The sequence below is a fragment of the Rhizobacter sp. Root1221 genome, assembly GCF_001425785.1.
In the GTDB taxonomy this organism is placed as follows: Bacteria; Pseudomonadota; Gammaproteobacteria; order Burkholderiales; family Burkholderiaceae_C; genus Rhizobacter.
This window is the reverse complement of record NZ_LMDI01000069.1, coordinates 1-2,035: the sequence shown is the minus strand read 5'-3', so window position 1 is coordinate 2,035 and position 2,035 is coordinate 1. Positions and strand designations below refer to the sequence as shown.

Below are 2,035 nucleotides of genomic sequence, written 5' to 3'. Positions count from 1 at the left end.
CTTCATCACCGCCAGCAGCGCCACCACCATCTCCACCGACCTGGACAGCACCACGCCCACCGGCTCGTCGGGTGTCACCCCCGCCTCGATGAGCCGGTGCGCCAGCCGGTTCGCCCGCGCGTTCAGCGCCCCGTACGTCACCACCTCCTCGCCGTACACCACCGCCGCCGCCTCCGGCCGCGCGGCCGCCTGCGCCTCGATGTCGCGGATCACCGCGTGGCGTGCCGGTTCCCTCGGGCCACCTTGTTCGAATGGGTGCGGCGCGGCATCGGCCACGACCTGGCCCAACGGTTCGCCGCAGCGGTCCGCCAGCGCGAGCAGGTGCGAACGCATCGTGTCCGACAACCGCTCGGCGGCCACCCCATCGAGCGTGTGCCGAATCTCGATGGCCAGGGTGTCGCCGTGATGCACGACGAGCGTCAGCGGATAGTTCGTTTCCTCGCGGTTGACCAGCCCATTGAACACAAGGCCTGCAGGCGCCTGCTGGCGCAAGGTCTCGTCGACCGGGTAGTTCTCGAACACGACGATGCTGTCGAAGAAGCCCTGGCCGCCCCGCCCGGCCTCGCGCTGGATCGCGTGCAGCGGCACGTGGTCGTGCTCGCGCGCGGCGAGGTTCCTCGCCTGCAGCGCACGCAACCAGTCGCCAGCGGCCACCGCCGGGGGCAGCGAGACGCACACCGGCAGTGTGTTGATGAACAGGCCGAGCATGCGGTCGGCACCCGCGAGTGCCTCGGGCCGGCCCGACACGGTTGCACCGAAACACACGGTGCCACGGCCGAGGTGCTGCGACAGCACCAGCGCCCACGCGCCCTGCACCAGTGTGTTGACGGTCACGCGTTCCCGCGCTGCCACCGCGGCCACGCGGGCCGTGGTGTCGCGGTCGAGCGCGAGCGCACGCGCTGCGAGCGGCCCCGCCGCGAACCCCGGCGCAAGCAGCGACGGTTCGTCGAGCGCCCCGACCTGGTCGCACCAGAACCGGAGCGACGCCGCCCGGTCCTGCGCTCCCAGCCACGCGATGTGGTCGCGGAACCGCGGGGCCGCGGGCTCGGCCGCTTGTCCCGTGGTGTGGCGCAGCACCTCGCCCATCAGGCGTGAGGTGCTCCAGCCGTCGAGCAGCAGGTGGTGGTGCGTCCAGATGAAATGGTGGCGGCCGCCGGGAAGGCGCACCAGCGCGAACCGCATCAGCGGCGGCTCGGCCAGGTGGAACGGCCGGTGCAGCTCGGCCTGCGCGAGCGCGTCGAGGTCGGCCTCGGCCAGGTCCTGCCACGGCAAGGCCACGGTTCGCGCCACCCACTGCAGCGGCCGGCCGGCGTGGACAAACCCAGTTCTCAACACGTCATGCGTGTCGAACACGTGTTGCCATGCCGCCTTGAAACGCACCACGTCCAGGCCACCGATGTCGACGCGCAGCTGGTTGACATAGGCCGTGCCCATCGGTTCGAAGACGCTGTGGAACAGCAGGCCTTCCTGCATCGGCGACAGCGGGTACACGTCCGCCACCCGTGCAGCCGGCACCGGCCATGCGTCCAGGTCCGCCTGGGTCAGCGCCGCGAGTGGAACGTCCGACGGCGTGAGTCCGCCCGGTGCGCCGATGCAATGGGCCACCAGCGCCTCGAGCTCGTGACGGAAGCGGTCGGCGAACGCCTGCACCGTGGCCCGGTCATGGCGCGCCGCGCTGTAGGTGACGTCCATGCGCAGTTCGCCCCCCTGGACGCGCCCGTCGATCGAAAGCGCGTGCTCGCGCGCCGCGAGCCCGTCGCGCGGGGACCCGCCCTGCTCTGCAGCGGGTTGCCACACGGCCCCGTGCTCGAAGCTGCCGTCGAACTGCCCGAGGTAGTTGAAGATCACCTGCGGGCGCGGCACACCAGCGGGTTTCAGCAACCCGAACCCGAGGCCGCGGCGCGGCACCGCCCGCAGCATCTCCTTCACCCGCTTGAGCGCCACGCCGGGCTCCCCGCCCGCGGCCAGCGCCACCGGGTGGACGCTCGTGAACCAGCCCACCGTGCGCGACAGGTCCACCCCGCCCAGGTCTTCC

At 71.9% G+C, this 2,035-nt stretch carries 1 protein-coding gene; it reads right to left on the bottom strand.

Annotated features, from left to right (window positions below; translation table 11 throughout):
* Window positions 1-2,035: condensation domain-containing protein (locus ASC87_RS28335; protein WP_157604435.1), on the bottom strand; the 2,035-nt coding region annotated here is incomplete at both ends.